1 protein-coding gene is annotated in these 481 nt (G+C 26.4%); it reads right to left on the bottom strand.

Annotated elements, in window-relative coordinates:
- Window positions 1–175: 175 nt before the first annotated feature.
- The coding region (locus OCV67_RS12855; protein ID WP_262644640.1) for a hypothetical protein at window positions 176–481 on the bottom strand (306 nt) is incomplete at its 5' end.

Below are 481 nucleotides of genomic sequence, written 5' to 3'. Positions count from 1 at the left end.
TATTTCTACAATTTCCTTGTCATTAACCGTTTTAATAACTAATTTATCTATACAAAAACATAATAAAACTACAAATAATATTCCTGTTAAAATTCCTATGATTGTACCAATAACATCTATTAATATGTTTCCGCCTGTCATTATCAAATCCTCCTATAGTAACACGAAAATTTCATTAAAAAATATTTATAAACCTTGCAATATAAACCCACATTCCAAACGAAAAAGCAATCAATCCGATATAAATACTATAAAACCCAAAAGGACTCTGACGTATACAATAATCACACGTATTCTCTGATTTATCAAAATACTCTGCTTTTATGCATCCCTTGCACTTCCATTTTTTTCTGTCTTTTTCATTTTCATTATCTATAGAATTTTGTTTGTTTTTTCTGTAACAAAACAAAAGATATACAGCCAATATCGGCAGTAAACTAAATAATATCAGCAATATTATTCTAAAGCTAAATAACATATT

Source organism: Porcipelethomonas ammoniilytica (genome assembly GCF_025567485.1).
Lineage (GTDB): Bacteria > Bacillota > Clostridia > Oscillospirales > Ruminococcaceae > Porcipelethomonas > Porcipelethomonas ammoniilytica.
Note: the sequence above shows the minus strand (reverse complement) of the source record. Positions and strands in the feature narration are given on the sequence as shown.